The organism is Mesorhizobium sp. M1D.F.Ca.ET.043.01.1.1 (assembly GCF_003952385.1).
Taxonomy (GTDB): Bacteria; Pseudomonadota; Alphaproteobacteria; order Rhizobiales; family Rhizobiaceae; genus Mesorhizobium.
Genome location: NZ_CP034444.1, coordinates 1,442,607 through 1,464,607 on the forward strand (window position 1 = coordinate 1,442,607; position 22,001 = coordinate 1,464,607).

18 protein-coding genes and 1 riboswitch are annotated in these 22,001 nt (G+C 65.0%); of the genes, 10 read left to right on the forward strand and 8 right to left on the reverse strand.

Going from position 1 to position 22,001, the window contains the following annotated elements; genetic code table 11:
* Nucleotides 1-54: 54 nt before the first annotated feature.
* The 4 genes from EJ067_RS07320 to EJ067_RS07335 form a co-directional block, all read right to left on the reverse strand.
* Nucleotides 55-3,204 carry an efflux RND transporter permease subunit gene (locus EJ067_RS07320; RefSeq protein WP_126085355.1) on the reverse strand — a complete coding sequence of 1,050 codons (3,150 nt, stop codon included), beginning with the start codon at nucleotides 3,202-3,204 and terminating at the stop codon, nucleotides 55-57.
* Between the two features lie 260 nt (nucleotides 3,205-3,464).
* Nucleotides 3,465-4,616, reverse strand: a complete 1,152-nt coding sequence (locus EJ067_RS07325; protein ID WP_126085356.1) for an efflux RND transporter periplasmic adaptor subunit — start codon at nucleotides 4,614-4,616, stop codon at nucleotides 3,465-3,467.
* A 53-nt stretch (nucleotides 4,617-4,669) separates the two neighbouring features.
* Nucleotides 4,670-5,275, reverse strand: a complete 606-nt coding sequence (locus EJ067_RS07330) for a TetR family transcriptional regulator (protein WP_126085357.1) — start codon at nucleotides 5,273-5,275, stop codon at nucleotides 4,670-4,672.
* 368 nt (nucleotides 5,276-5,643) lie between these two features.
* Nucleotides 5,644-7,284 (reverse strand): acyl-CoA synthetase, encoded by a 1,641-nt coding sequence (locus tag EJ067_RS07335; protein WP_126085358.1) that lies wholly within the window; start codon nucleotides 7,282-7,284, stop codon nucleotides 5,644-5,646.
* A 203-nt stretch (nucleotides 7,285-7,487) separates the two neighbouring features.
* Here EJ067_RS07335 and EJ067_RS07340 point away from each other — a divergent pair, with 203 nt between their 5' ends.
* From EJ067_RS07340 to EJ067_RS07355, 4 genes are all read left to right on the forward strand, one after another.
* Entirely contained in the window at nucleotides 7,488-8,453 is a 966-nt protein-coding gene (locus tag EJ067_RS07340; RefSeq protein WP_126085359.1) for a sugar-binding transcriptional regulator, read from the forward strand.
* 83 nt (nucleotides 8,454-8,536) lie between these two features.
* Entirely contained in the window at nucleotides 8,537-10,591 is a 2,055-nt protein-coding gene (locus EJ067_RS07345) for a bifunctional aldolase/short-chain dehydrogenase (protein ID WP_126085360.1), read from the forward strand.
* 181 nt (nucleotides 10,592-10,772) lie between these two features.
* Nucleotides 10,773-11,393 (forward strand): hypothetical protein, encoded by a 621-nt coding sequence (locus EJ067_RS07350; protein WP_126085361.1) that lies wholly within the window; start codon nucleotides 10,773-10,775, stop codon nucleotides 11,391-11,393.
* Nucleotides 11,394-11,405: 12 nt separating this feature from the next.
* Complete coding sequence (locus tag EJ067_RS07355) at nucleotides 11,406-12,482, forward strand: D-alanine--D-alanine ligase family protein (RefSeq protein ID WP_126085362.1); 1,077 nt, start codon at nucleotides 11,406-11,408, stop codon at nucleotides 12,480-12,482.
* Between the two features lie 60 nt (nucleotides 12,483-12,542).
* Here the strand turns inward: EJ067_RS07355 and EJ067_RS07360 are convergent, their stop codons facing one another.
* The 3 genes from EJ067_RS07360 to EJ067_RS07370 form a co-directional block, all read right to left on the reverse strand.
* Nucleotides 12,543-13,595 carry a substrate-binding domain-containing protein gene (locus EJ067_RS07360; RefSeq protein ID WP_126085363.1) on the reverse strand — a complete coding sequence of 351 codons (1,053 nt, stop codon included), beginning with the start codon at nucleotides 13,593-13,595 and terminating at the stop codon, nucleotides 12,543-12,545.
* Between the two features lie 33 nt (nucleotides 13,596-13,628).
* The gene (locus tag EJ067_RS07365; RefSeq protein ID WP_126085364.1) at nucleotides 13,629-14,624 is read right to left on the reverse strand and encodes an ABC transporter permease; all 996 of its coding nucleotides are present in this window, start codon (nucleotides 14,622-14,624) and stop codon (nucleotides 13,629-13,631) included.
* Between the two features lie 78 nt (nucleotides 14,625-14,702).
* A complete protein-coding gene (locus EJ067_RS07370) occupies nucleotides 14,703-16,214 on the reverse strand; it encodes a sugar ABC transporter ATP-binding protein (protein WP_126085365.1) in 1,512 nt (503 codons plus the stop codon).
* A 138-nt stretch (nucleotides 16,215-16,352) separates the two neighbouring features.
* Between EJ067_RS07370 and mtnK the strand changes: the two genes are divergently transcribed.
* The 5 genes from mtnK (at nucleotide 16,353) to EJ067_RS07395 (ending at nucleotide 21,069) form a co-directional block, all read left to right on the forward strand.
* On the forward strand, nucleotides 16,353-17,615 hold the full coding sequence (gene mtnK, locus EJ067_RS07375; protein ID WP_126085366.1) for an S-methyl-5-thioribose kinase: 1,263 nt from the start codon (nucleotides 16,353-16,355) through the stop codon (nucleotides 17,613-17,615).
* Nucleotides 17,616-17,617: 2 nt separating this feature from the next.
* Nucleotides 17,618-18,715 (forward strand): S-methyl-5-thioribose-1-phosphate isomerase, encoded by a 1,098-nt coding sequence (gene mtnA / locus EJ067_RS07380; RefSeq protein ID WP_126085367.1) that lies wholly within the window; start codon nucleotides 17,618-17,620, stop codon nucleotides 18,713-18,715.
* Nucleotides 18,716-18,811: 96 nt separating this feature from the next.
* Nucleotides 18,812-18,961, forward strand: a riboswitch (FMN riboswitch).
* Between the two features lie 76 nt (nucleotides 18,962-19,037).
* Complete coding sequence (locus EJ067_RS07385) at nucleotides 19,038-19,505, forward strand: 6,7-dimethyl-8-ribityllumazine synthase (RefSeq protein ID WP_126085368.1); 468 nt, start codon at nucleotides 19,038-19,040, stop codon at nucleotides 19,503-19,505.
* Between the two features lie 150 nt (nucleotides 19,506-19,655).
* The gene (fba, locus tag EJ067_RS07390) at nucleotides 19,656-20,720 is read left to right on the forward strand and encodes a class II fructose-bisphosphate aldolase (protein ID WP_059185845.1); all 1,065 of its coding nucleotides are present in this window, start codon (nucleotides 19,656-19,658) and stop codon (nucleotides 20,718-20,720) included.
* Nucleotides 20,721-20,910: 190 nt separating this feature from the next.
* Nucleotides 20,911-21,069, forward strand: coding sequence for a peptide ABC transporter permease (locus EJ067_RS07395; protein WP_126085369.1), 159 nt, complete (start codon nucleotides 20,911-20,913; stop codon nucleotides 21,067-21,069).
* A 33-nt stretch (nucleotides 21,070-21,102) separates the two neighbouring features.
* On the opposite strand, the gene EJ067_RS34485 is transcribed toward EJ067_RS07395, so the two are convergent.
* Nucleotides 21,103-21,285, reverse strand: a complete 183-nt coding sequence (locus EJ067_RS34485; RefSeq protein WP_189510874.1) for a hypothetical protein — start codon at nucleotides 21,283-21,285, stop codon at nucleotides 21,103-21,105.
* Here EJ067_RS34485 and EJ067_RS07400 point away from each other — a divergent pair.
* Nucleotides 21,284-21,985 (forward strand): MgtC/SapB family protein, encoded by a 702-nt coding sequence (locus EJ067_RS07400; RefSeq protein ID WP_245468192.1) that lies wholly within the window; start codon nucleotides 21,284-21,286, stop codon nucleotides 21,983-21,985. The genes EJ067_RS34485 and EJ067_RS07400 overlap by 2 nt on opposite strands.
* Nucleotides 21,986-22,001: the final 16 nt, after the last annotated feature.

The window sequence follows — 22,001 nt, forward strand, 5'->3', positions numbered from 1 at the left end:
ATATCATCCGCCACCAGCTTTCGCCGATGGCGGATGATGCGAGGTTGCCACCTTTTATTCCGCGGCCAGCGCCAGCTGCGGCCTTTCGATGCCTTCGATCTGTTCCGGCTCCGGCGCCTGCGCGTCGGTCTTGGCTTTCTTCGGCTCGCGGCCGAAGAACAAGGCATAGCCCGCCGGCAGCACCAGGATGGTGAGCACGGTGGCGACCAGGATGCCGCCCATCATGGCGTAGGCCAGCGGGCCCCAGAAGACGGCGCGCGAGATCGGGATCAGCGCCAGCACCGCGGTCAGCGCCGTCAGCATGATCGGCCGGAAGCGGCGCACTGCAGCGCCGACAATCGCTTCCGATCGCTCCATGCCCGCCGCGATATCCTGGTCGATCTGGTCGACGAGGATGATCGAATTGCGCATGATGATGCCGAGCAGCGCGATGACGCCGAGGATGGCGACGAAGCCGAACGGCGCGCCGCTGATCAGCAGCGCTGCCGCGGCGCCGATGATGCCCAGCGGACCGGTGGCCAGCACCAGCATCGACTTGCCGAAGTGCTGCAGCTGGACCATCAGCAATATGACGATGATGGCCAGCATGATCGGCGCCTTGGCCGCGATCGAGGCCTGGCTTTCGGCCGAGTCTTCCGCACCGCCCTGGATCTCGATCTTGTAGCCGGGAGCAAGGCCGGCACGCAGGTCCTTCATGTCGTTGTACATCTTGGTGACGACATCGTTCGATTGCACGCCGTCCGGCAGCGTGCCGCGCACCGAGATGGTCGGCAGGCGGTCACGCCGCCATTCGATGCCTTGTTCCATGACGGGCACGACCTTGGCCACCTGCGACAACGGGACAGAGCCGCCGAAGTCGGTCGGGATGTAGACGGAGTCGACAGAGGAGAGCAGATGACGTGTCGCTTCCGGCTCGCGGGCGACGATCGAGACCGTCTCCTCGCCGTCGCGGAAATCGTCGAGCGGCGCGCCGGACATGGTCGCCTGCAGCATCTGGCGGATGCGCTGCGAGGTGACGCCGAGCGCCCGGGCGCGATCCTGATCGATGACCAGCTTCATCGCCGGCACCTGCTCCAGCCAGTCGTCATGAACGGCGCCAAGCAGCGGGTTCGCCTGGAACCTCGCCTTCACCTCGTCGGCGATGCGGCGCACCTCCTGGCGATCCGGACCCATGATGCGCATCTGCACCGGCCAGCCGGTCGGCGGGCCGAGGAAGAGACGATCGACCTTGGCGCGGATCGAGGGGAAGTCCTTGGCCAGGATCGAACGCAGCTTGACGATCAGCCGCTCGCGCGTCGCCTCGTCCTTGGCCATCACCAGGAGCTGGGCGAAGTTCGGATTCCTGAGCTGCTGGTCGAGCGGCAGGAAGAAGCGCGGCGCGCCCTCGCCGATATAGGTGGCGATGAAGCGCTTGTCCTGGTCGTCCATCATCTTGGCTTCCAGCGCCTTGGCCTGCGTCTCGACCTCCTTGATCGAGGTGCCCTCGGGCAGCCAGAGATCGACCAGGATTTCCGGACGCGAGGACTGCGGGAAGAAGTTCTGCGGAATGAACTGGAAGGCCCACAGGCTGGTGCCGAAAGTGACCAGCGTCATCACCAGCACGATGATGCGATGGCGCACGGCCCAAGTGACCGTCGAGCGCAGCCGCCGGTAGAAGCGCGTGTCGAAGACATCGTGATGGGTGCCCGCGTGCTTGCGCTGCTTCAGGATCATGTAGCCGAGCCAGGGCGTGAAATAGACCGCGACGAACCACGACACGACGAGCGCGATGCCGACGACGTAGAACAGCGTGCGCACATATTCGCCGGCGGTGGAGGCTGCGAAGCCCACCGGGATGAAGCCGGCGGTGGTGATCAGCGTGCCGGTGAGCATCGGGAAGGCGGTCGAGGAATAGGCGAAGCTCGCCGCCTCGATCTTGACCAGCCCCTCCTCCAGCTTTCGCTCCATCATCTCGACGACGATCATGGCGTCGTCGACCAAAAGACCGAGCGCGATGATCAGAGCGCCGAGCGAGATGCGCTGCAGGTCGATGCCGATCTCGTACATGATCGCGAAGGTGGCGGCCAAGACCAGCGGGATGGCGATCGCGATCACCAGGCCGGAGCGCCAGCCGATCGACAGGAACGAGACGACGAGCACGATGAGCAGCGCTTCGCCGAGCGCCTCCATGAACTCGTTGACGGCGTCCTTGACGACCTCGGGCTGGTCGGAGATCTGATCGACCGCGACGCCGTAAGGCAGGCCTTCCTCGAAGCGCTGGTAGGTCGCCTCGACATCCTTGCCGACGTCCCTGACGTTGAAGCCCTTGGCCATGACGACGCCGACCTGGACGCTCTCGCGGCCATTGAAGCGGTACTTGCGCTGATAGGGATCCTCGAGACCCGAGGTGACGGTGGCGATGTCGCCGAGGCGCGTCACCTGGTTGCCGGCGCGCAGCCTCAGCTCGCGGATGTCGGCGGCTCTGGTGACGTCGCCCTCGACCGAGATGCGGACCGAGCGCAGGCCGGTGTCCACCGAGCCGGCCGGATCGACGGCGTTCTGCCCTTTCACGGCGTTCTGCAGATCGACGATGGTCAGGCCGCGCTCGGCGAGCGCCTTGGACGAGACGTCGATATAGATCTTCTCCGGCTGGTCGCCGATGATGACGGCCTTCTCGACTCCCGGCGTCGTCAACAGCATGTCGCGTGCCTGGATGGCGAACTTCTTGAGCTCCGGATAGGTGAAGCCGTCGCCGCTGATCGAATGCAGCGTGATGAAGGTGTCACCGAACTCGTCGTTGAAATACGGCCCGAGCAGGCCCTGCGGCAGCTCATTGGCAATGTCGCCGACCTTCTTGCGCACCTGGTAGAAGGCGTCCTTGACCTGTTCAGGGTTGGTGTCGCCCTTGACCTGCAGGGTGATGATGGCGCTGCCGGCGCGCGTGTAGGAACGGACGAAATCGAGATGCGGCGTTTCCTGCAGCTTGCGCTCGATCTTGTTGACGACCTGGTCCTCCATGTCCTGGATCGAGGCGCCCGGCCAGACCGCCTGCACCACCATGACGCGGAAGGTGAAGTCGGGGTCTTCCTTCTGGCCCATGCGCATCAGGCCGAGCGCGCCGGCCAGGATGATCAGGCCGAACAGGAAGCGCGCGATGCTCGGATGTCCGATCGCCCAGCGCGAGAGGTTGAAAGGTCGCTTTTCAGTGCTGCTGTCCGTGGTCATGGCGCAAGTCCAGTCCAATTGGCCGGCAAGGCACGCTTGCCATTACTCATGAATTGCTCGGGTGGCTTCCGGGCGGCGAGCACCTCAAGCGGAGAGACTCGCAATCGCGCTGGACGCGGCCGCGGTGCGGGGGATACCAGCAGCCGGCGTCTCGTCGATCGGGGGCGTTCGCCGCCCGGAACCCATGCCCTCCCCGGCTCGCGGCTCGCGCCAGCGAGGGCGGGAAAGGCGTTTTTTCGCCTGACTTCAAGTCTTAAGCATCAGTGCAGGCTGCTGGTGGTGGCGACGTTGTCCTCCGCCGAAGCGGATTGCTGGGCGATGTCGCCGGAAAGCTTGACCTTCAGGTTCTCGGTCATGAATTGCGTGCCGGCGGCAACCACCACGTCACCCTGCTTCAAGCCATCGGCAACGGCGACACCGTCGGCGGTGAAGTTCGCCACCTTGATCGGGCGCGGATGCACGGTGTCGGAGGCGCGGTCGACGGTCCAGACGATGTGCTTGCCGTCCTTCTCGGTCATGGCGGTCAGCGGGATCGAAACCAGTTGCGCCTTGCTGCCGACGGTCGCCTCGACGTTGGCGGTCATGCCGAGCAGCACGCGCGGATCGTTGGGCAACGACACCCGGACCGCGAAGGTGCGCGACTGCGGGTCGGCGCTGCCGGCAACCTCGCGGACCTTGCCGTCGAGGGTCAGCGCGTCGTCGGACCAGAAGCTCGCTTTGACCTCCTTGCCCGGGCGGAAGCCGGCGATATCCATTTCGGGCACCGCGATCAGCACTTCCTTCTCGCCGTCGACGGCAACCGTCATCACCGGCGTGCCGGCGCCGACCACCTGGCCGATATCGGCCGAGATGGCGGTGACGATGCCAGCCTTGCTGGCCTTGAGATCGGTGTAGTGGACCTGGTTCTGCGCCTGGGCGAGCGTCGAACGGGCGGCATCGCGCGTCGCCACCGCCTGGTCGTAGCTCAGCGCCGCCTGGTCGAGCTGCGACTTCGGCGCGAAGTTCTTGGCATAGAGCTGCTCGGCGCGCTTCCTGGCGAGATCGACCGTCTCGACCTGGCGTTCGGCGGCATCGAGGCTCGCCTCGGCGCTCTTCACCGACAGCTCGTAGTCGGACGGGTCGACGCGGGCGAGGACGTCGCCCTCGTTCACATGCTGGCCGATATCGACAAGACGCTCGGTGACCTTGCCGGCGATGCGAAAGCCGAGATTCATCTCGGTGCGGGCGCGCACCGAGCCGGAATAGTCGAGCTGGCGGGTTGTCTGCGCCTCGCCGATCTCGACGACCTTCACCGGACGGACGGCTTCCTCGACGACCGCCGCCTTCTCCTGGCTGCAGCCGGCAAGGCCGAGCGCCGCAACGACGAGGCCAGCGGCCGGCAACCCGCGGAGGATGGAACTGGACAAAAACACTTTAGCACTCCCGAACTGGAGATGAACGTCGACCGGCACCCGGCGGGCGGCGGCTATTGCAAGGCTCTGATTGCGTAATCGATGAGATCGTCGGGCATCGCCCTGTTGGTCTTGGCAAGGCACTGCGCGACCATCTGCGGATGGCAGAGGATGACGGTGGAGGCGCCGAAGCAGCGCGAGGCGATGACCGGATCCTGCTTCCTGAACTCGCCGGCCTCGATACCCTGGCGGATCACCTCGGCGAACAGGTCGTGGATGCGGTCGACATGCTTGTCGATGACGCCCCAATCGCGCTCGAGCGCGACGATGACCATCTCGTGCACCTTCTGGTCGTCGAGCATGACCTCCAGCGTCATCTTGTACTGGGCGTGAACGTAACGGCGCAGCCGCTCCTCGGCGCTGATCGGCAGGCGCATGATCTCGTAGGCCATCGCGTAGCTGGCGCCGAGCATACGGCCGCAGACGGCCTGGTGGATCTCAACCTTGGAAGCGAAGAAGCGGTAGATATTGGCCGGCGACATGCCGAGCTCGCGGGCGATGTCGGCGACGTTGGTCTTGCCGTAGCCGTAATGCCGGAACAGGCGCTCGGCGCAGTCGAGAATGCGCGTCACATTCTCCTGTCTGGCGGGGTCGGCCACGATGTTGGCGGCTTCTGACATTGGTGCTTTCGTTTGACGAGTGACGAATTTCAATTTTCGTCAGTCGTAAATCGAAAACAGCGAAGAGTCAACGCGGAATCGACGTACGCGTATAATTGGTGACAAATGGTGACAGCGAGGAAGCGTGAAACCGACGAATGAGTTCGTCATCCTAGGGCGAAGCAAGGAGCGAAGCGACGCAGCGCAGACCCTAGGATCCATGCCGTGACGTCGGCCAAAGAATAAAGTCGGATCAAGCAGTTAGCTTGCCAGCGCCGCCATTCGTGCAGGCTATTCTCGACCGCCGGAGCACGGCCGCAAGGTCACGGCATGGATCCCAGGGTTTCCGCGACGTCGCTCCGCGACTGCTCCACCCTGGGATGACGAACTCAGAGGCCCTTCGCCATTTCCCGCAGCCGGAACTTCTGGATCTTCCCTGTCGAGGTCTTCGGAATCTCGGCGAACACCACCGCCTTCGGCACCTTGAAGCGGGCAAGCAGTGAGCGGCAGTGCTCGATGATCTCGGCCTCGGTCGCGGCCTTGCCGGGCTTCAGCTCGACATAGGCGACCGGCACCTCGCCCCATTTGTCGTCGGCACGGGCGACGACGCCGCAGGAGGCGACGGAAGGGTGCTTGTAGAGCGCGTCCTCGACCTCGATCGACGAAATGTTCTCGCCGCCCGAGATGATGATGTCCTTGGAGCGGTCCTTGAGCTGGATGTAACCATCCGGATGCATGACGCCGAGATCGCCGGAGTGGAACCAGCCGCCGGCGAAGGCCTCGTCGGTCGCCTTGCGGTTCTTCAGATAGCCCTTCATGACGATGTTGCCGCGGAACATGACCTCGCCGATGGTCTCGCCGTCGGCCGGCGTTTCCGTCATCGTCTCGGGTTTCATCACCGTCAGCTCCTCGAGCGCCGCATAGCGCACGCCCTGGCGCGCCTTCTTCGCCGTCCTCGGCCCCTTCTCCAGGGCATCCCAGTCATTGTGCCATTCGTTGACGACGGCCGGCCCGTAGGTCTCGGTGAGGCCGTAGAGATGTGTGACGGCGAAGCCGGCATCGGCCATGCCGGAAAGCACCGCCTCCGGCGGCGGCGCGGCGGCCGTGTTGAAGGTCACGGTCTGCGCGAACTGGCGCTTGTCCTCGTCCTTCGCGTTGATCAGAACCGACATGACGATCGGCGCGCCGCAGAGATGGGTGACGCCATGGTCGGCGATGGCGTCATACATCGGCTTTGCCCGCACCCAGCGCAGGCAGACATGGGTGCCGGCCTGCACGGCTAAAGTCCAGGGAAAGCACCAGCCGTTGCAGTGGAACATCGGCAGCGTCCAAAGATAGACCGCGTGCTTGGCCATGCCGGCATGGATGGTGTTGGTGTAGGCCATCAGCGCCGCGCCGCGGTGGTGGTAGACGACGCCCTTCGGATTGCCTGTGGTGCCGGAGGTGTAGTTGAGCGAGATGGCGTCCCACTCGTCATCCGGCATCGACCAGGCGAAGGCCTCGTCGCCGCCGGCGACGAAATCCTCATAGTCGAGCGTGCCGATCCGCTCGCCCTTCGGATAGGGCGCGTCGGCGGCGTAGTCGGGATCGTCATAGTCGATGACCAGCGGCTTGACCTTGGCCAATGCCAGCGCCTCCCTGACCACGCCCGAGAATTCGCGGTCGACGATCAGCACCTTGGTGTCGGCATGGTCGAGCTGGAAGGCAATGACGGCGGCGTCCAGTCGGGTGTTGAGCGAATGCAGCACCGCCTTGGTCATCGGCACGCCGAAATGCGCCTCCAGCATCGGCGGCGTGTTGGATAGCATCACCGTCACCGTGTCGCCCTTGCTGATGCGGTGTTTCGCAAGCGCCGAGGCGAGCTTCAGCGAGCGGCGCCAGAAATCGCGATAGGTGATGCGCTGGCCGCCATGGATGATGGCGATGTGGTCGGGATAGGTCTTGGCGGCGCGCTCCAGATAGGTCAGCGGCGTCAGCGGCTGATGGTTGGCGGCGTTCCTGTCGAGATCCTGTTCATAGGGATTGGCCATCCCATCCTCCCCAAAGTCCTTTTCGAGCTTTCTACCCACTGGGCGGCGATCATGCCATCCCCCTGAACGACCGGGAAATGCTATCATATGAGCGCCCGGTAGAATGGCTGTTCCGATCTGGCCGCCCCGGAAGGCGATTACACCCAGCTGCCCAGATTTGACTTTTGTCGAGAGCCGTGACTAATGTCAGCCGAGGAGGCGGCATGGCGATCAGACCGGCAGAACAGCTCATCCATAAGGCCGCCTGGCTCTACTATGCGCATGGTCTGCGCCAGGACGAGGTGGCGAACCAGCTGAAGATCTCGCGCGCGTCGGTCGCGATGTATCTGCGCAAGGCGCGCGAGACCGGCATCGTCAACATCTCGACCTCGACGCAGCTTTTCACCGACGACGTCATGGCGCGCCGGCTGGAGGATGCCTTCAAGCTCGACGCCGTCTGGATTGCGCCGGAAAACGCTTATGTCGCCGACCCCTCGACCGACATCGCGGTGCTGGCGGCGAGCGTCTTCCTAGAGCTCGTGAAGAAGGGCGACCGCATCGGCGTCGCCTGGGGCCGCACCGTCTACACCATCGCCGACATCATGTCCTATGCCGATCTGCAGGACGTCACCGTGGTGCAGCTCTGCGGCAATCTCGGCGCGCCGTACTCCTACCGGCCCGACCAGTGCACGATGGAGATCGCCCGGCGGCTGAACGCCAAGGGCCTCAATTTCTACGCGCCGCTGGTGCTGTCGACCGAAGAACTGGCGCAGGGCCTGCGCGCCGAGCCGGTGATCCGCGACCAGCTTGCCGGCATCAGCGATTGCGATCTGGCGCTCTATTCGGTCGGCGCCGTCGATGCCGACAGCCATCTGGTGAAATGCGGCGCGCTGTCGCCGGCCGAAATGTCGGCGCTGCGCGGACAAGGTGCGGCCGGCGTCATCGCCGGGCAGGTCATCGACGCCGATGGCGAGGTGCTCGACTGCGACTACAACCGACGGGTCATCTCCGCCGAGCTCGCCTCGCTGCGCGCCATCGAAAAGCGGCTTATGGTGGTGCAGGAGGACAGCAAGTTCGAGCCGCTGCTGGCGGCGATCGCCGGCGGGCTGTGCACGCATCTGGTGGTCGGCGCGCACATGGCCGAGCGCCTCCTCGCGCACGCGGGCGCGGCGAGCAAAAAGGCTTCGTAGAAAAACCACCCCCGCCGCTTCTGTCATCAAGACGTCGCGGCTTTCTGTTCATGAGCAAAAAGACGAGTATCGGACGGAGCGAGATGAAGAACCTTTGGAATGACGCTGACGCGGAAAAGATGGTTGCCGACTATGCGAAGAAGGGCGTCGGCCGCGACCTTGCGCTGCGCGTCTACACGACCCGTCTGCTCGGCGGCGAGCCGCGGCTGGTGCTGCATGGCGGCGGCAACACCTCCTGCAAGACCAGGGCCACCGATCTCGTCGGCGACGAATGGGACGTGCTCTGCGTCAAGGGCAGCGGCTGGGACATGGCGGTCATCGAGCCGCAAGGCCTGCCGGCGGTGAAGATGGGCGCGCTGCTCAAGGCTCGCGGGCTGGAAAGTCTCTCCGACGAGGACATGGTGGCGCTGCAGCGCTCCAACCTCATCGATCCCGCCTCCCCCAACCCGTCGGTCGAGACGCTGCTGCACGCCTTCCTGCCGCACAAATTCGTCGACCACACCCATTCGACCGCCATCCTTGCCATCGTCGACCAGGAAGACAGTAAGGCGCTGGTGGCAAAGGTGTTCGGCAGCAAAATGGGTTACGTGCCCTACATCAAGCCGGGCTTCCATCTCGCGAAGGTCGCGGCGGAGGTTTTCGACGCCGACCGAGGCGTCGAGGGCCTGATCCTCGACAAGCACGGCATCTTCACCTTCGGCGACGATGCCAGGCAGGCCTATGACCGGATGATCCACTATGTGACCGTCGCCGAGGATTTTGTGGCCAAGAACGGCAAGCCACAAACGGCCAAGGCGGCGCTGCCGGCGAAGCTGGCAAAGCCCAGCGACATCGCGCCGACGCTGCGCGGCGCGGTGGCGGTGGCGCACGGCGAAGGCCGCTTCGACCGCATGATCAGCGACTTCCGCACCTCGGACGCCATCGTCGATTTCATCAATTCGGCAAAGATCGCCGACCTGGCCGGCCAAGGCGTCTCGACGCCGGACCTGTCGATCCGCATCAAGACCGGGCCGATGGCGGTGCCGGCGCCAGACGCCGACAAGCTCGGCGACTACAAGGCGGTCATCCGCGGCCATGTCGAGGCGTTCTCGAAAGACTACCGCGCCTATTTCGAGACCAATGACGCGCTGGACGACGTCAAGCGCATCATGCTCGACCCGATGCCGCGGCTGACCCTGGTGCCGGGCCTCGGCATGTTCGGCCATGGCCGCACGCTGAAGGACGCCAAGATCGCCTCCGACGTCGGCGAGATGTGGATCGAGGCGGTGCGCGGCGCCGAAGCCATCGGCAACTTCCAGCCGCTTTCCAAGGCGGATCTGTTCCCGCTCGAATACTGGTCGCTGGAACAGGCCAAGCTCGCCTCCAACAAGCCGAAGCCGCTGACCGGCCAGGTGGTGCTCGTCACCGGCGGCGCCGGCGCGATCGGGGCAGCGACGGCAAGGCTGTTCGCCGCCAACGGCGCGCATGCCGTCATCGTCGACCTCGACCCGGCCAAGGCCGCGGAAGCGGCAAAGGCTGCCGGCAACAATTCGATCGGCGTCGGCGCCGACATCACCAATCCGGCCGAGATGCGCGCCGCCTTCGACAAGGCGGTCGCCGTCTATGGCGGCGTCGATATCCTGGTCTCGAATGCCGGGGCCGCCTGGGAAGGACGGATCGGCGAGATCGACGATGCGCTGCTGCGCAGGAGCTTCGAGCTCAACTTCTTCGCCCACCAATCGGCGGCGCAGAACGCGGTGCGCATCATGCTGGAACAGGGCACGGGCGGCGTACTGCTCTTCAACACCTCCAAGCAGGCGGTCAATCCCGGGCCGAAATTCGGCGCCTACGGTCTGCCCAAGGCGGCGACGCTGTTTTTGTCGAGGCAGTATGCGCTGGATTACGGCGCGCACGGCATCCGCTCCAACGCGGTGAACGCCGACCGCATCCGCTCTGGCCTTCTGACCGACGCCATGATCGCCAGCCGCTCCGGCGCGCGCGGCGTGTCGGAGAAGGAATACATGTCCGGCAATCTGCTTGGACAGGAAGTGACGGCCGACGATGTGGCGCAGGCTTTCCTGCACCAGGCGCTCGCCGAGCGCACCACCGCCGATGTGACGACTGTGGACGGCGGCAACATCGCCGCGGCACTGCGCTGACGACGTAAGGCCATCCCGGAGCGGTTCATCGTTTGACGAAAACGACGAACCGCTCGTTTCCCCACTTCTGCTGGAAAACTGCTCCAGCCGGTCAAAATCCGCTCAAATCCTTCGCTTATTGCTCGAACAGCTTTAAGGGGGTGCCTTGCCCTCCAATGCGAGATGTTGGGCTGGAGCCGGTATGCAATCCAGGGAAGTGCCTTATTTCAGCCAGTGGGAATCGCCCGGCATGACTTTGCCGCTCCTGGCGCAGGGACCATCGGTCCTGCATCGCGATCCGTTGTGGCGCAACTCCGGCGCCGAGACCGTCGAGGACTATGCGCGCTGGGCGGTCAATGTCTGCGGCATGGCCTGCCTGAAGATGATCCTTGCCGCGCGCGGTGAAATCCATCCGACGCTCGAGCTCGCCCGCGCCTGCACGGCCTATGGCGGCTATATCGTCAATGAAGTGGACGGTTCGATCAAGGGGCTGATCTACGAGCCCTTCGTCAGATTCGTCCGCGATCATTTCGGCCTCCCCGCCGAGACGATGACAAATGTCGATATGGCGATGGTGCCCGGGCTTTTTTCAAGGTGGCGCTACTTCATCGCCTCGGTGCATCCCGGAATCCGCTGGCCCGGGCGCGAGCCGCCGTCGAAGGGCGGGCACCTGGTGCTGGTGACGGCGGCCTCACCAGGCGAAATCCGCTTCCACAACCCGTCCGGCCACGACCGGCGGAGCCAGGCGAACGTCACGCTGCCGCTGGCCAGCTTCGACCGCTTTTTTGCCCGGCGCGGCATCGCGGTCGGTTTCCAACCCTGATCTTCGGTGGAGATGTCGATGGCCACGAAACGACTGCGCATCGGTGTGCTCTTCGGCGGACGTTCCGCCGAGCATGAGGTTTCGCTGCTTTCGGCGACTAATGTCATGCGCGCGCTCGACCCCAAGAAATACGATACCATCCCCATCTTCGTCACCCGCCAGGGGCAATGGCTGCTGAGCAGCTTCCAGCACGGCGCATTGGCGACACCTTCAGCCGGCATGGAGATCTGCCTGGTGCCGGGTGGGCATGGACGAATGCTGGCAGTCCCGGCCGATCGACCGCCGCACGAACTGCCGGCCATCGACATCCTGTTTCCCGTCCTGCACGGCCTGCATGGCGAGGACGGCGCCGTGCAGGGCCTGACCGAGGTGGCTCAAGTGCCGCTTGCCGGCTGCGGCATTCTTGGTTCCGCCACGGCGCTGGACAAGGATATCGCCAAGCGGCTGCTAAAGGCGGCGGGGCTGCCGGTGGCGCGCTCGGTGACGATCGACGAGGGCGCGGTGCCTTCCCTCGCCGTTCTGGAAGATCAGCTTGGCCTGCCGCTGTTCATCAAGCCGGCGCGGCAAGGCTCGTCGGTCGGCGTCGCAAAGGTCAACGCCAGCCAGGAATACGATCGGGCGCTTGCGGAGGCCTTCCGGTACGACCGCAAGCTGCTGGCGGAGGAGTTCGTTCGTGGCCGCGAGATCGAATACAGCGTGCTGGAGGATCCCACGGGCGAACTCTTCGTCTCGCGACCGGGCGAGATCGTGCCCGCGGAAAGTCACGGCTTCTACGACTACAATGCCAAGTACATCGACGAGAACGGCGCAGCACTAATCGTGCCGGCCGAACTGCCGCCGGAGGTCGAGCAGGGCATGCGCGACACGGCCGCAAAGGCCTTCAGAGCCATCGGTTGCGACGGAATGGCGCGTGTCGACTTCTTCCTGATGCCGGATATGACGTTCCTCATCAACGAGCTCAACACCATCCCCGGCTTCACCGACATCAGCATGTACGCCAAGGCGATGGCGGCGAGCGGCGTCAGCTATCCAGAGGTCATCGACCGGCTGGTGGCGCACGGGCTGGCGCGAGCGGCGCGCTCCGTCTGAAAGGCGCAACAAAAAGAGCGGCCCGAGAGCCGCTCTTTTCCTTGGCCATGACGCCCGAGCTTACTTGGCGTTCGGGTTCGGCATCCAGGCCGGCATCGCGACATCGGCATGGGCGAACTGCGGCAGCTTGGCCGACAGGTCCTCCATGTTCTTGATGTCCTTGTCGACGAGCTCTTTCTGGGTGATCAGCGTCGGCGGCACGATGACGTTGTGGCCGGGATCCTCGCCGGCAAGCAGCTGCGCCAGCGCGCGCACCGAGACCTGGCCGACGACGGCCGGGTTGGTGGCGGCGGTGGCGGCCCAGGCGCTGTCCGGCTCGCGCATCGCGGCGATGTCCGAGGTCGAGATATCGGCCGAGTAGATCTTGATGCCCTTGTTCAGCCCGGCCTCGTCGACGGCGATCTTCACGCCCTTGGCGAATTCGTCATAGGGCGCGAACATCACCTTGATGTCGGGATGCGCCTGCAGCACCGAGCGCGCCTGGTTGGCGACGGAGTTGGCGATTGGGTTGTCGAGCGTGCCGAACATGGCGACCTCGCTGATGCCCGAATATTTCTTCTTCACGTCGACCCACGTCTCGTTGCGGCGGTCGAGCGGCGCGATACCGGCGACATAGACGTAGCCGGCGTTCCAGGCCTCGCCATTGTCCTTCACCGCCTGCTCGAGCGCGAGCTTTGCGAGGTCGCGGTCGGATTGCTCGATCTGCGGGATCTTCGGGTTCTCGACATTGACGTCGAAGGCGACGACCTTGATGCCGGCATCGACCGCGCGCTGGGCCGCGTCCTTCATCGATTCCGTCAGGCCGTGCTGGATGATGATGCCCTGCACGCCGAGCGCGATCGCCTGGTCGACCATATCGGCCTGGAGTGCTGCGTCCTGGCGGCTGTCGAGCACGCGCAGGTCGACGCCGAGCGCCTTGGCCTGCGCCTCGACGCCGGAGAGATAGGCCTGAAAGAAGTCGCCGGTCGAAAGGTACCGAACCAGCGCGATCTTGACGCCCGGCTTGTCGAACGGCGCCGGCCGGTCCGCCGCCAATGCCGTGCCCTGCATCAGCAGCGCCGCGCCCGCGAGGCCGAGTGTGGCCTTCCCCAAAAGTCTTCTTGTGATGCTCACGTCGTTTTCCTCCGTTGTTTGCCCCGGTCGAAACTATCTCTTGCCCCTGCCGGAAAGGGCGAAGGTGAAGACAAGGGCGACGACGAGCACCGCGCCCTTGACGAAATCCTGCGTGTAGTAAGGGGCGTTCATCATCGTCAGGCCTTGCAACAGGACGCCGACGAACACCGCGCCGACGGCGGTGCCGAAGGCGTTGGGCTTGGCGGCGCCGAGCACCGCGTAACCGATGAGCGCCGCAGCTACCGCGTCGAGCAAGAGATTATTACCCGAGGCGATGTCGCCGCGTCCAAGCCGGGCGGCGAGCAAAATCCCGCCGATCGAGGCAAATACTCCCGAAATGACATAGGCCCAGATCTTGTATGCCTTGACAGGCGCGCCGGCGAGTTCGGCGGCGCGCTCGTTGCTGCCGACCGCATACATCATGCGGCCGAAGCGGGTGTATTCGAGGAAGAACCAGATCAGCACCGCAAGCACGACCAGCACCACCACCGAGACCGGGATCAGGCTCGGGATGAAGAAGTCGATGCGGTGGCGGCCGAGCGCCAGGAAGGTTTCTGAGAACTTGCCGTTGGCGACGGAACCGTCGGGCATGGTCATGCCGGTGGCGATCGAGCGGCCCTCGGTCGGAATGCGCTGCAGGCCGAGCAGCAGGAACATCATGCCGAGCGTCGCCAGAAGATCCGGCACGCGCATGTAGACGATCAGCCAGCCGTTGATCAGGCCGACGACCACGCCGATCGCCAGGCAGGCGATGACGGCGACGATGGCGTTCTGCTCCAGCACCACCATGGCATAGGAGGCCGCCATCATGGCGCTGGTGGCGACCGAACCGATCGAGAGATCAAAACCGCCGACGACCAGCGTCGCGGTGACGCCGAGCGCCAGCACGCCGGTGATCGCAACCGACTGAAAGATGAAGACGGCACTTTGCGGCGAGACGAACCCGTCGGCGGCGACCGCGAAATAGGCGATCAGCCCGACCAGAAGGACGATGAAGCCATAGCGGATGGCAAGGTCACGCAATGTCATCGAACGCTCCCGCGCTGTCGCCCTCTCCGTCAAACTGGAACTCATGCCTGCACTCCAAGTCTCGTCATCGGTACGATCTCACACCGTGCCATGCAGCGGCCCGCCGGCCACTTGCGCCAGCAGCCGATCGAGATCGATGCCATCGTTCCGGTGCTCGCCGACGATCGCCTGCTCCGACATCACCAGGATGCGGTCGGCGGTCTCCAGCGCCTCGTCTAGCTCGGTGACGAAGACGAGTGTGGCGCGGCCGTCGGCGCTTGCCCTCAGCTTGGCGGCGATGTCGCGCCTGGCCGAGATGTCGACGCCCTGGAACGGCTCGTCGAGGATGAACAGGCGCGAGGCCTGCGACATCCAGCGCGCCACCATCACCTTCTGCTGGTTGCCGCCCGAGAGCGCGTACAGCTCGTCCTTCTCGGAGCGGCAGACGATGCCGAGCTCGTCGATCTGGCGGCGCGCGGCAGCGCGTTCCGCGCGCTTCTTCATGACGCCGAAGCCGGACATGCGCTTGAGGAAAGGCAGGCTGATGTTGCGCTCGATGTTGAAGCCGCCGACGATGCCGCTCATCGCGCGGTCCTTGGCAACGAGGAAGACGCCGGCGGCGATCGCCTCGCGCGCCGATCCCGGCGCATAAGGTTTGCCGTCCATATGCATGGTGCCGGCCAGCGGCCTGCGCACGCCGAACAGCGTCTCGGCCAGCGCCGTCTTGCCGACGCCGACGAGGCCTGTGATCGCCACCACCTCGCCGGCGCCGAGCGCCATCGAGATCGGCTTGGCGCCATGCGCCAGCTGCAGGCCTTCGGCGGTGAAGACCACGCGCGCCGAGTTTCTGGCGACGACCCGGTCGAGCTGGATCTTGCGCCCGAGCATGGCGTTGACGGCGCCCTCATAGTCGAGCGGCTTCCGGTCGAAGGTGCCGGAGATGACGCCGTCGCGCATCGAGACGATGCGGTCGGCGAGCCGCCTGATGTCCGACATGCGGTGCGAGATGTAGAGGATGGCGACGCCCTGCCCGCGCAGCCGGTCGATCAGCGAAAACAGTCGGTCGGCCTCGGCGCTCGACAGCGATGAGGTCGGCTCGTCGAGGATCAGCACCTTCGGCCGGTGCGCCATGGCCCGCGCGATCGCCACCATCTGCCGGTCGGCGAGCGAGAGGTCGGCGACACGCGCCCTGAGGTCGATGATAAGCCCCATGCGATCGGCGACGGCCCTGGCTTCGGCGCGGACATTGGCAGGCTTGAACAGCAGCGATGCGCCCTTGCCGCTCAGCCGGTCCAGCGTCAGGTTGGTGGCGACGTCGAGATCGGCCACCACGCCGTCATTGATGTTCTGGTGCACGGTGACGACCCCGGCGCGGATGGCTTCTGCGGGTGTCTGCGGGTCGAAGGCCTGGCCGGCAAGCCGCATGGATCCACTGCCGCCCGAATAGACCCCGCTGACGATCTTGACCAGGGTGGACTTGCCGGCACCGTTGGCGCCCATCAGCACGGTCACCTCGCCGGCAAACAAGTCGACCGAGATGCCGCCAAGCACCTCGTTCTGGCCAAAGGATTTCCTCAGGCCTTCCACACGGAACACGGCATCTGCGCCCATTCGTTCCTCCCTGATCCGTGACGCTATGGGCTCACTCGGCAATTGTCAACACGATTGACAATTGCTAGAGCGCTCCCTAGCTTGGCCTCGCCGCCGTGGCTCCGCTATCGTCGGAGACCACGCGCAGGAGGGGAGAGGATGACCGAGACGTTCGAAGCATTGTCGGTGGAAACGCTGCCGAAGCGCCTTGGCGCCAACGAGGCGCTGACAGAGCGCATCGGCAAGGACGCCAGCCAGTGGAAAGTACGCGAGGTCGGCGACGGCAATTTGAACCTCGTCTTCATCGTCGAGGGTGATCACGGGGCCGCGGTGGTCAAGCAGGCGCTGCCCTATGTGCGGCTGGTCGGCGACAGCTGGCCGCTACCGCTCAAGCGCTCGTTCTTCGAATTTCATGCGCTGACCAGGCAGGAGCGCCGGGCGCCCGGCTCGGTGCCGGCGATCTACCATTTCGACGAGACCCAGGCGCTCATCGTCATGGAGTATCTGGCGCCGCCGCACATCATCCTGCGGCGCGCGCTGATCGACGGCCGCGAGCTGCCGAAGATCGCGCGCGACATCGGCCTGTTCATGGCCCGGACGCTGTTCCGCGGCTCCGACCTGTCGATGGTGACCAGAGAGCGCAAGGCCGATCTCGCGCTGTTCGCCGACAATGTCGAGCTCTGCGACATCACCGAGAACCTGGTGTTTTCAGATCCCTATTTCGACGCCGAGATGAACCGGCACACCAGCCCGCAGCTCGACGGCCTGGTGGCCGAACTGCGCGCCGACCGCGACCTCAAGGTCGAGGCGCAGCGGCTGAAGCATCTCTTCGCCGCCAATGCCGAGACGCTGCTGCATGGCGACCTGCATTCGGGCTCGATCATGGTGACCGACAGCGAGACCCGGATGATCGATCCGGAATTCGCCTTCTACGGCCCGATCGCCTTCGACGTCGGCATGCTGCTCGCCAATTTCTGGATGGCTTTCTTCTCGCAACGCGGCCATGAGGAGAAGGGCCGCCGGGACTCGATGCGTGCGTACCTGCTCAAGGTCACGGCCGAAACCTGGGCCGTCTTTCGCGCCGAGTTCTCGCATCTGTGGCGGACCGAGCGCACCGGCATGCTCTACCAGAAGAGCCTGTTCGAGGACCAAGGCGACAGGCTGGGCGCCGAGCAGGCGCTCGACCACACGCTCTCCGGCATCTGGACTGACCTGCTTGGCTTCGCCGGCATCGAGGTGCACAGGCGCATCCTCGGCCTCGCCCACAATGCCGATTTCGAGACCATTGCCGATGCCGACCTGCGCGCCAGATGTGAGGCCAAGGCGCTGCGCTTCGGCCGGCACATCGCCGTCAACCGGCGCCAGATCCACAGCATCGACGAGGTCAACACCCTGGCCGCGCTGATCGAACAGGAGAATTGAATTTGAACGTCGGCGAACGCCACTACCGCACCATCTGGCTCAGCGACGACAAGCGTTCGGTCGAGATCATCGACCAGCGCTGGCTGCCGCACGAGTTCCGCGTCGAGAGGATCGGAACCGTCGCCGGCATCGCCACCGCGATCCGCGACATGTGGGTGCGCGGCGCGCCGCTGATCGGCGTCACCGCAGCCTATGGCGTCGCCATCCAGATGACCGACGATGCCTCGGACGAAGCACTCGACGCGGTTTGGGAGACGCTCAACAAGACGCGGCCGACGGCGATCAACCTGCGCTGGGCGCTGGACGGGATGCGCCGCTTCCTGAAGCCGCTCGCGCCGCAACAGCGAGCCGAGGCGGCTTACAAGCGGGCCGTGGAGATCGCCGACGAGGATGTCGGGCTGAACCGTGCCATCGGCGAGAACGGGCTTGCCATCATCAGGGAGATCGCGGCGCGCAAGAAGCCTGGCGAGACCGTCAACATCCTGACCCACTGCAACGCCGGCTGGCTGGCGACGGTCGACTACGGCACCGCCACCGCGCCGATCTACCTGGCGACCGAGGCCGGCATTCCGGTCCATGTCTATGTCGACGAGACCAGGCCGCGCAACCAGGGCGCCCAGCTGACGGCCTGGGAGATGGCCGGCCATGGCGTGCCGCACACGCTGATCGTCGACAATGCCGGCGGCCACCTGATGCAGCATGGCGACATCGACATGGTGATCGTCGGCACCGACCGCACCACCGCCAATGGCGACGTCTGCAACAAGATCGGCACCTATCTCAAGGCGCTTGCCGCCGCCGACAATGACGTGCCCTTCTATGTCGCGCTCCCCTCGCCCACCATCGACTGGACGGTCGCCGACGGACTTGCCGAGATCCCGATCGAGGAACGCTCCGGCGACGAGGTCTCGCTGGTCTGGGGCAAGACGGCCGACGGCAAGGTCGCGCAGGTGCGCGTCTCGCCCGACGCCACGCCGGCGGCGAACCCGGCCTTCGACGTGACGCCGGCGCGGCTGGTGACAGGGCTGATCACGGAGCGCGGTGTGGCAAAAGCCTCGCGCGAGGGATTGAGGGCGATGTTTCCGGAGCGGGGTGACTGAGTGATCCCCCCTCATGGGTCCCTCGTGGGTGAGATTGGCAGCACCGGCGATGGCGACAATTGACAGCGCCGCCCTCCTCTCCCATACAGACCGCGTTAATGTTCTCAGGGCGGGGTGAAAGTCCCCTCCGGCGGTAAGAGCACTTTGGTGCCTCAAGCCCGCGAGCGCCTCCTGGCAACGGGAGGGTCAGCAGATCCGGTGCGATTCCGGAGCCGACGGTTACAGTCCGGATGGAAGAGAACGTACGCAGGACGGCCCGCTCGCGCGGGCCGGATTTTGCGTCGTGCGTCCTGATTCTGGTTCGAAACGGAAGGAAGGACCCATGAATCAGCATTTCCCCAAAGACAAAGAAACCCGCCGCGTCGCCGTCATCCGGGCGCGCTGGCATGCCGACATCGTCGACCAGTGCGTGACGGCCTTCGAGGCGGAGCTTGCCGCGCTCGGCGGCTTTGCCGTCGATATCTTCGATGTGCCTGGCGCTTACGAGATCCCGCTGCACGCCAAGACACTCGCCGAGACCGGCCGCTATGCCGCCATCCTCGGCACCGCCTTCGTCGTCAATGGCGGCATCTACCGGCACGATTTCGTGGCGAGCGCCGTCATCGACGGCATGATGAACGTGCAGCTCGCGACCGGCGTGCCGGTGCTGTCGGCCGTGCTGACGCCGCACAACTACCATGAGAGCGCCGAGCACCGCCGCTTCTTCCACGAGCATTTTCTGGTGAAGGGCAAGGAAGCGGCAAAAGCCTGCGTCGAGATCCTTGCCGCGCGCGCACGCATCGCCGCCTGAGCAGCAGGTGCACCAGACCTAAACCGATTTGGATTTCAGGACCGCAACGAGAGTGGTTGCGGTCCATCGGAAATCCGGCCAGAAGCAACTGGCCGCCCGCCTGGGCGGCCTTTTCAAACACGGCTCGAACCAGATACGGGAGACTATTCGTTGGCTCGCATCACACTGAGACAATTGCTCGACCATGCCGCCGAACACGGCTATGGCGTGCCTGCCTTCAACATGAACAATATGGAACAGGGGCTCGCCATCATGGAGGCGGCGGAGGAGACCAAGTCGCCGGTCATCCTGCAGGCGAGCCGCGGCGCTCGCGCCTATGCCAATGACGTGGTGCTGGCCAAGCTGATCGACGCGTTGGTCGAGATCCACCCCGACATCCCGGTCTGCATGCATCTCGACCACGGCAACAACGAAGCGACCTGCGTCACCGCGATCCAGTACGGCTTCACCTCGGTGATGATGGACGGCTCGCTGAAGGAGGACGGCAAGTCGCCGGCCGACTACGCCTACAATTCCGGCATCACGCGCCGCGTCGTCGACATGGCGCATTGGGGCGGCGTCTCGGTCGAAGGCGAGATCGGCGTGCTCGGCTCGCTGGAGAGCGGCGGCGGCGAGCAGGAAGACGGCCACGGCGTCGAAGGCGCGATCAGCCACGACCAGTTGCTCACCGACCCGGTGCAGGCCGAGCAGTTCGTGCGCGACACCCATGTCGACGCGCTGGCGGTGGCCATGGGCACCAGCCACGGCGCCTACAAATTCTCGCGCAAGCCTGACGGCGCGGTGCTGGCGATGAACGTGATCGAGGAGATCCACCGCCGCCTGCCCAACATGCATCTGGTCATGCACGGCTCGTCCTCGGTGCCGGAGGAGCTGCAGGAGATCATCAACAAATATGGCGGCCAGATGAAACCGACCTGGGGCGTGCCGGTGGAAGAAATCCAGCGCGGCATCAAGCACGGCGTGCGCAAGATCAACATCGACACCGACAACCGCATGGCGCTGACCGGCGCGATCCGCAAGGTGCTGACCGAGAATCCATCCGAGTTCGATCCGCGCAAATATCTGACGCCGGCGATGGCAGCGATGAAGAAGCTCTGCAAAGAGCGCTTCGAGCAGTTCGGCACCGCCGGCAACGCGCCCAAGATCAAGCCGATCCCCTTGTCGGACATGGCCAAACGCTACAAGTCGGGCAGCCTCGACCCGAAGTTCGGCTAGTTGTTTTGACGCAATTCCGGACGGAAAGCCGTTTCGCGTTTTCCCGGAATTGCCTCAACCCGCCCTGTCCCGCGACCGGCTGAATACCCGGTCGCGGGAGCTTGCTTGTCCGTCCGCGAAATCGGCGGAACCTTCACGCCGGCAAATCGGTTCCTGTCCTGACACCTCCCGTGCAGGGAAGGAGCAGATCATGAGCGAGGATCGAGACAAGGAACGACCGGTCTTTTCCGGCCGGGACGCCAGGCAGGGCGAAATCATCCTGCACACGCGCGCCCAGCGCATTATCTTCATCGCCGGGCTGGCCGGCGCTGTCGTGCTGGCGCTGGTGCTCAGTCTCGCCATCCACTGAAACGGATGCAGCGGCGACGTCGGCTAGAGCGGTTCACCGTTTCATGGAAATGCCGAACCGCTCTGCGAAGTCGCCGGGCCTGACCGTTTCACGCTTTTCCTGGAATTGCTCCGAGGAACCATCCGCGGCCGAGTTTAGTTGAACGTCCAACGCAATCGAGGACAAGGCACCGATCCTGCCCTGATCGAGGATGTTTGAGCCGCTTTGCTGCGACATGCCGCTTCATCCGACCTGGCCGGATCTCGTCCTGCGGCTGTTATTGACGCTGCTCGCAGGCTTCCTCATCGGCTTGAATCGCGAGGCGCGCGGCCACTCCGCCGGGCTGCGCACGACGATACTGGTCGGCCTGGCGGCCTGCGTCGCCATGGTTCAGGCCAACATGCTGCTCGACGTGTCCGGCAAGGGACCCGACTCCTTCGTGCGCATGGATGTGATGCGCTTCGCGCTCGGCGTGCTCACCGGCGTCGGCTTCATCGGCGGCGGCACTATCCTGAGGCGCGGCGATCTCGTCACCGGCGTCACCACCGCCGCCACGATGTGGATCATGACGATGATCGGGCTGGCCTTCGGCGGCGGCCAGTTCGGCCTCGGCGCGATCGCGACGGTGCTGACGCTGGGGACGCTGCAGGCGCTGAAATGGGTCGACCTCAAGATTGCTCGCGACCACAAGGCGATCCTGTCGGTGTCATGGCCGAAGAGTTCGCCGCCCGACATTGCGGACATGATACGCCCGCTCGGCTACGGCGCGCGCTTCGTCGGCATGGAGCACGATGCCGAGCGCGACCGCTTCGTGTTTTCCTTCAATGTCCAATGGAAGCAGCCCGACGCGGTCGAGCCCTCGACGGACGTGCTGGCGGTGGTCGCCGCGCACTGCGCGGTCGAGCGCTTCGAAGTGATCAGCGAGAAGACGTTCTGAGCTCGAGCGGCAACGC

What these genes read in the sequence shown, in the direction of transcription:
- EJ067_RS07395 (WP_126085369.1), top strand. Translation starts at nt 20,911, where the DNA reads ATGAGCGAGGATCGAGACAAGGAACGACCGGTCTTTTCCGGCCGGGAC.
- EJ067_RS07370 (WP_126085365.1), bottom strand. Translation starts at nt 16,214, where the DNA reads ATGGGCGCAGATGCCGTGTTCCGTGTGGAAGGCCTGAGGAAATCCTTT.
- EJ067_RS34485 (WP_189510874.1), bottom strand. Translation starts at nt 21,285, where the DNA reads ATGTCGCAGCAAAGCGGCTCAAACATCCTCGATCAGGGCAGGATCGGT.
- EJ067_RS07330 (WP_126085357.1), bottom strand. Translation starts at nt 5,275, where the DNA reads ATGTCAGAAGCCGCCAACATCGTGGCCGACCCCGCCAGACAGGAGAAT.
- EJ067_RS07385 (WP_126085368.1), top strand. Translation starts at nt 19,038, where the DNA reads ATGAATCAGCATTTCCCCAAAGACAAAGAAACCCGCCGCGTCGCCGTC.
- EJ067_RS07340 (WP_126085359.1), top strand. Translation starts at nt 7,488, where the DNA reads ATGGCGATCAGACCGGCAGAACAGCTCATCCATAAGGCCGCCTGGCTC.
- EJ067_RS07320 (WP_126085355.1), bottom strand. Translation starts at nt 3,204, where the DNA reads ATGACCACGGACAGCAGCACTGAAAAGCGACCTTTCAACCTCTCGCGC.
- EJ067_RS07345 (WP_126085360.1), top strand. Translation starts at nt 8,537, where the DNA reads ATGAAGAACCTTTGGAATGACGCTGACGCGGAAAAGATGGTTGCCGAC.
- EJ067_RS07350 (WP_126085361.1), top strand. Translation starts at nt 10,773, where the DNA reads ATGCAATCCAGGGAAGTGCCTTATTTCAGCCAGTGGGAATCGCCCGGC.
- EJ067_RS07400 (WP_245468192.1), top strand. Translation starts at nt 21,284, where the DNA reads ATGCCGCTTCATCCGACCTGGCCGGATCTCGTCCTGCGGCTGTTATTG.
- EJ067_RS07355 (WP_126085362.1), top strand. Translation starts at nt 11,406, where the DNA reads ATGTCGATGGCCACGAAACGACTGCGCATCGGTGTGCTCTTCGGCGGA.
- mtnK (WP_126085366.1), top strand. Translation starts at nt 16,353, where the DNA reads ATGACCGAGACGTTCGAAGCATTGTCGGTGGAAACGCTGCCGAAGCGC.
- EJ067_RS07365 (WP_126085364.1), bottom strand. Translation starts at nt 14,624, where the DNA reads ATGACATTGCGTGACCTTGCCATCCGCTATGGCTTCATCGTCCTTCTG.
- EJ067_RS07335 (WP_126085358.1), bottom strand. Translation starts at nt 7,284, where the DNA reads ATGGCCAATCCCTATGAACAGGATCTCGACAGGAACGCCGCCAACCAT.